Annotated in this window: 3 protein-coding genes; 1 reads left to right on the forward strand and 2 read right to left on the reverse strand. The window is 64.2% G+C overall.

All coding sequences use genetic code 11. The annotated features are described in order from the left end of the window. The coding region (locus AC5JJ6_RS35720; protein WP_496046595.1) for a DEAD/DEAH box helicase at positions 1–1,915 on the forward strand (1,915 nt) is incomplete at its 5' end. A 227-nt stretch (positions 1,916–2,142) separates the two neighbouring features. Here AC5JJ6_RS35720 and AC5JJ6_RS35725 read toward each other — a convergent pair. Then, entirely contained in the window at positions 2,143–3,363 is a 1,221-nt protein-coding gene (locus tag AC5JJ6_RS35725) for an MFS transporter (protein WP_496046596.1), read from the reverse strand. Between the two features lie 234 nt (positions 3,364–3,597). Further along, positions 3,598–6,469 (reverse strand): efflux RND transporter permease subunit (locus AC5JJ6_RS35730; RefSeq protein WP_496046597.1); only part of this gene is annotated, 2,872 nt, incomplete at its 5' end.

Genomic DNA, 6,469 nt, shown 5'->3' on the forward strand with positions numbered 1-6,469 from the left:
CATGAGCCGCCGCGTCGTATCCCCGCCCGTCGAAACCTTGTCGGAACTGCGTCAACCCTTGACGGCAGGGGAACGGGCAGTTTTCGATCTGTTCGATCGGACGCTGTCTCCCGATTGGGAGATCTACATCCAACCCCATCTGAACGGCTTGAGACCGGATTTCGTCCTTCTAAATCCGAAGGTCGGTATCGGCGTGTTCGAGGTGAAGGACTGGAATCTCGACGCCATGTACTATTTCGTGGAGACCGACAGGTATGGAATGCCGGTCCTGATGGCGAAACGCGGCGAGCAGTCCTTCAGCATTCAGAGCGAAAACCCCATTCTCAAAGTGGGATCGTATAAAAAAAGCATTTATGAGCTGTATTGCCCCCGCTTGAAACAGAACGACGGCTTCGGTGCCATCAGCGCGGGCGTCATCTTTCCTTTCGCCGACAAATCCAGGGTTTTCGCCCTCATGCAGCATTTCATGTCAGACGAAGAGAAGAAGGAGTATGCCAAGTACCACCCCGTAAGCGGAAGGAGAGAGATCGAGACCGGCAATCTCCGAGAGGTGTTTCCCGAAGCCTTCCGTCAACACTCCCGCCTTATGACTGAGGCTCTCGCGAAGGATCTCCGTGGGTGGCTAGTGGAACCCGATTTTGCGGCGACCCAACGTGAACCGCTGATTTTGGACACCAATCAGAAGAATCTTGTTAACACATGGCCCGCTTTGGGCTACCGCCGGATTAAGGGGCCAGCCGGTTCGGGGAAATCTCTCGTGCTGGCGGCGCGGGCCGCGCATCGCGCGAAGCAGGGCAAGACCGTCCTGATCCTCACATTCAACATCACGCTTTGGCATTACCTGAAGGATTTGGTCGTGCGGGGACTGGGCAAGCCGCACGAGATGAGCCTCATTTGCTTCAGACATTTCCACTTGTTCTGCAAGGACGTCTGCAAAGAAGCCGGGCTGGAGAATGAATACAAGGAGCTATTCGAGCAGTATCAGAACGCAGGGAACGAAAAGGACAGAAACTACATCTTTGGAGTCGCTATCCCTGAGCTGGCCCGGACGGCCCTGGAAACAGGCAGGATAAAAACCGTCGACACGATTATGGTCGATGAGGGGCAGGACTATAAGCCGGAATGGTGGAACATTCTCCGGAAGGCTCTGTCACCGGACGGCGAGATGCTGCTCGTTGCTGATGCGACCCAGGACGTCTACGGAACCGGAAAGGCATGGACCGACGAAGTCATGAACGACATGGGTTTCACCAGCGGTCGGTGGGCGCAGTTGAAGATGAGCTACCGCCTTCCCACCCTGGGCAAGGCATACGCCAGGGACTTCGCCGATCGGTTTCTGCCGTCCTCGACCGCCGACGTGCCCGACGCGGAACAGATGGATCTCGCCCTGGAAACCTGCCGCCTGCGGTGGGTGCAATGCCGTGGCAATGAGGGAAGCGAGGCGTGCGTCAAGGAAATCCGGCTGCTGATGCTGCAAACGGGATCTAAGGGTCTGGCGAATGCGGACATCACTTATCTGACGGACGACACCAGGGTGGGCGAGGACGTGGTAGCCCGGTTGACGAAAATGAACGTCAATACCGTCAGCACCTTCGATCACAACGTCAAGGAGCGCCGCCGCGAGAAGATGGGCTTCTACATGGGGGACGCCCGGATCAAGGCGACTACCCTGCACAGCTTCAAAGGTTGGGAATCCAGGCTCCTCGTCGTCTATGTTAGCGATTTCAAGTCGGATGAAAGTAGGGCACTTATCTACGTCGCTTTGACCAGGTTGAAGCGAAGCCCGAAAGGAAGCTGGCTGACTGTCGTGTGCACGTCGCCTGACCCAAAGCTTGTCGAGTACGGCAAGACGTGGCCCGATCACCATGAATGCGAGAAACAAGCCATCCTGTTCCACGCTACCGCAAGCAGATAAGCGCATCCCTTTTCGCCTCCGCATCATTGTTGACCCCAGGCGGACCTATCACAGTCCCGGCGGAACGCTGATGTTTCCGGCGGAACTGTCACGCAGCACCGGCGGAACTGTGTGCTTAAGTGAACGTTTGAGTAGGCAGGGGAAGAAAAGAGTCAGTGATTGGAAGAAATGGGTCAGAGGGAATTAATTTGCTTATCTATTAACTCCTGTGCCTGAGTCATTTCGACTTACACTCTCCCCCGCACTGCCGGCACCGTCAGCAACCCCGCCGCCAGCACTCCCACGGCGCTGCCCATCGCAATCCCGTCGAAGCTTCCGCCCCGGTCGAGCAGCCAGCCGAACAGGCCGGGAGAGAGGGCCGTTGCGAGGACGACGATGGAGACGGACATGGAGCGGATCGCTCCCAGGTGGCGGGTGCCGTAGAGTTCGGCCCAGACGGCGGCGACCATGACGGCGCTCATGCCGGCGGTGATGCCGGCCAGGGCCATGAAGGCTGCCGCTCCCAGGGGGGCGCCGCTCAGGGACAGGACGGTGAGGGCGGTCGCCAGCGGCAGCAGGTAGAAGGGCAGCAGGCGGACGGCTCCGATCCGGTCGATGACCGGGCCGATGGACAGCGACGTGGCGATGGTGGTCGCGGCGTAGAAGGCGAAGGAGGCGGCGAAGACCGTCAGCGGCCAGCCTTTACCTTCGACCAGGGCGATCTGGTGGAAGAAGACCCCGGTGTTGATGAAGCCGGGGGCCAGCAGGGCCGGCAGCAGCAGGTAGAAGCGGGGATCGCGCAGCACTTCCGCCCGCGTCCAGTCCCTGGCGGCGATGGGGCGGTCTCCGGTCTTCAGGGGGGTGGAGGGGGCCGGGGCGGCGGCTTCGCCTGGATTGCGGCGGAGCAGCAGGAGCAATGCCGGCAGGACGGCCAGAATCAGCACGGCGGCGCAGACGCTCCAGGCGGTGCGCCAGCCGAGCAGGGCCAGGGCCGCGACCATGATGGTGGGAAGCAGCGCCTCTCCGGTCGGGTGTCCCAATGCTGCGATGCTCAGGGCGGTACCTCGGCCGGTGTCGAAGCGGCGGGCCATCGTCGTCATGGCGGTGTGCGGCATCAATCCCTGTCCGGCCAGCCGGAGGCCGAAGAGGGAAAGTCCCAGGATTGCGACATGGCCGGCGGTCGCCATGCCGATGCAGGCGGCGGTCAGGGCGAGGCAGACGGCGGCGACGTAGTGGCGGAGGTCGGCGGTGTCCAGCCAGCGCCCGGCCCAGATCAGGGCGGTGGCGCTTCCCAGGGTGGCCACGGAATAGAGCATGCCGAAGCTGGCGTTGGAGAGGCCGAATTCCTCGCGGATATGGCCGCCGGAGAGGGAAATGAAGAAGGTCTGGCCGAAGCTGGAGAACAGGGTCAGCAGGAAGCCGAAGGCGAGCATTCGCCCGTGGGTGGCGATGAATTTTAAATAAATCAACGTGGGGACCGGTGCTGCGGGCGCTGCCGGGGAGTATAGGGCGGGATGTCGGCGGTGGGGAACCGGCGGGATTGTGTGTGCTGGTATTCGCGGGGGGATGGGGGGCGGCGATTGCGTGGAAGCGGCTTCCAGCCGCTTTCGGCGCGTGAGGCGTTTAGGGTTTGACGGGCTGCGAAAGCGCAGCTTTGGGGCGTGAAAGCGGCTGGAAGCCGCTTCTACGGTTTCATTGCCGGATTACTCCGCCGCCTCCCGCATCGTCACGTTGGGGTTGGCGTGCTGCGGGGCGGTGTGCGGGTCGTCTTCTTCCTTGGGGCCGATGAAGCGGCCGAAGATGCGGCCGCAGAAGGCGGAGAGGCCTTCCATGATCGTGTAGAAGCTGGGCACGAAGATCAGGGACAGCAGGGTCGAGACGAGGAGGCCGCCGATCACGGCGATCGCCATGGGGGCGCGGAACTCGCCGCCGTCGCCGGCTCCCATCGCGCTGGGCAGCATGCCGGCCGCCATCGCGATGGTCGTCATGATGATGGGCTGAGCGCGCTTGCGGCCGGCGTCGATGATCGCCTCGATCCGGGGCATGCCCTTGCGCTCCTGCTCCACCGCGAAATCGACCAGCATGATCGCGTTCTTGGTGACGATGCCCATCAGCATCAGGATGCCGATCACGACGGGCATGCTGATCGCGTTGCCGGTCAGCAGCAGGCCGGCGATCACGCCGCCGATGCTCAGCGGCAGCGACAGCAGGATCGTGATGGGCTGGAAGACGTTGTGGAACAGCAGCACCAGCACGCCCAGCACCATCAGCAGACCGGCGCCCATGGCGGCGGCGAAGCCGGAGAAGACTTCGCCCATGATCTCGGCGTCGCCGCTTTCCTGGATGCGGACGCCGGCGGGCAGGTTGCGGGCCTCGGGCAGGGACTTGACCTTCGCCACCGCGTCGCCCAGCGTCATGCTGCCGACGAGGTCGGCGCCGATCAGGACGCGGCGTTCCCTGTCATAGCGCTCGATCGAGGACGGACCCTGGCCGAAGCCGATATCGGCAAGGGAGATCAGGGGGATGGCGGCGCCGGTGGCGGTCGGGACGGCAAGGGTCTCGATCAGGCGCAGGTCGTTGCGGGCGGTCTCCTCCAGCTGGACGCGGATGGGGATCTGGCGGTCGCCGGCGTTGAACTTGGCGAGGTTGGCGTCGGCGTCGCCGATGGTGGCGACCCGCACCGTCTCCGATATGGTCTCGGGGGAGACGCCGTAGCGGGCGGCTTCGTCCAGCCGGGGGACGACGCGGATTTCCGGGCGGTCGAGGCCGGCGCTGGCCGCCGCGTTGGCGAAGCCGGGTTCGCGCCGCATCGCCGCTTCCAGGGAGGCGACGGCGTCGCTCAGCGCGTGGCCGTCGTTGCCCATGACGGTGATCGACAGCTCGCGCTCGCCGCGCTCGTTGACGTACCAGGCGCGGATGTCGGGGACTTCGGCCAGCCGGCGGGAGATTTCGCCTTCCACCTGCTTCTGCGTCATGTCGCGCGTACCCTTGGGCGTCAGCATGACCAGCAGCGTCGCGCGCCGGATCTCCCGGCTGGCGCCGGTGGGCGAGGTTCCGCCCATGGTGAAGACGGACTTCACCTCCGGCATGCTCTTCAGGATGCCGGCGACCCTGTCGGTAGTCTGCATGGTGTCGGCCAGGGTGGCGCCCGGCGGCAGCTCCACCGAGATCACGGTGCGGGCGGCGTCTTCCGACGGGATGAAGCCGGTCGGCAGCAGCGACGTGCTCCACAGCGACACGGCGAACAGGCCGATGCCGGCCAGCAGCGTCAGGAAGCGGAAGCGCAGCGTGACGCGGAGGAAGCCGGTATAGGCCCGCATCAGCCAGCCGTCCTTTTCCGGCCGTGCCGGGTGGGGACGCATCAGGTAGGCCGCCATCATCGGCGTTATCAGGCGGGCGACCAGGAGGGAGAACAGCACGGCGACCGCGACGGTCAGGCCGAACTGCTTGAAATACTGTCCGGGGATGCCGCCCATGAAGCTGACCGGCGCGAAGATCGCGACGATGGTCAGGGTGATCGCGATGACGGCAAGGCCGATCTCGTCGGCCGCTTCCATCGCGGCGCGGTAGGGCGACTTGCCCATGCGCATGTGGCGGACGATGTTCTCGATCTCGACGATGGCGTCGTCGACCAGGATGCCGGTGACCAGCGTGATCGCGAGCAGGCTGACGAGGTTGAGCGAGAAGCCCATCATGTGGATCACCCAGAACGCCGGGATGATCGACAAGGGCATGGCGACGGCGGAGATCAGGGTCGCGCGCCAGTCGCGCAGGAAGATGAAGACGACGACGATGGCAAGGGCCGCGCCTTCCAGCAGGGTGCCCATCGCGGCTTCGTAGTTGCCCTCGATATAGCTGACGGTGTCGTCGATCAGGGTATAGCTGACGTCGGGGTGCTGTTGCGACAGCGCCGCCAGCTCGGCTTCCACGACGCGGGCGACATCGACGTTGCTGGCGCCCTTTGAGCGGAAGACGCTGAAGGAGACGACCTGCTGGTTGCCGTTGAGCTTGGCGAAGGAGCGCGGCTCCTCGAACGAATCGGTCACTTCGCCGAGGTCGCTCAGGCGAACCTCGCGGCCTGCCGGCAGGACGATGCGGGTGCCTTGCAGGCTTTCCACCGTGCGGGCGCCGGCAAGGGTGCGGATCGCCTGTTCCTGGCCGCCGAACTCGCTCCGGCCGCCGCCGAGATCGATGTTGGTGGCGCGAAGCTGCTTGTTGACGTCGGCCGCCGTGATGCCGAGCGACATCAGGCGGTCGGGGTCGAGGCGAACCTGGATCTCGCGGCTGACGCCGCCGATGCGGTCGATCCGGCCGACGTTCTTCAAGCCCTGGAGCCGGCGCTTGACGACGTCGTCGACGAACCAGGAGAGCTGTTCCAGCGTCATGCCGGGGGCGGAGGCGGCGTAGCTCTGGATCGACTGGCCCTCGACGTCGATCCGCTCGACGATGGGCTCGTCGATGGTGCGCGGCAGGTCCATCCGGATCTTGGCGATGGCGTCCTTGACGTCGTTGACGGCGCGGTCGGTGTCGGTTTCCAGGCGGAACTCGATCGCGGTCAGCGACGAGCCATCGGTG

The sequence above is a fragment of the Skermanella sp. genome (genome assembly GCF_059503625.1).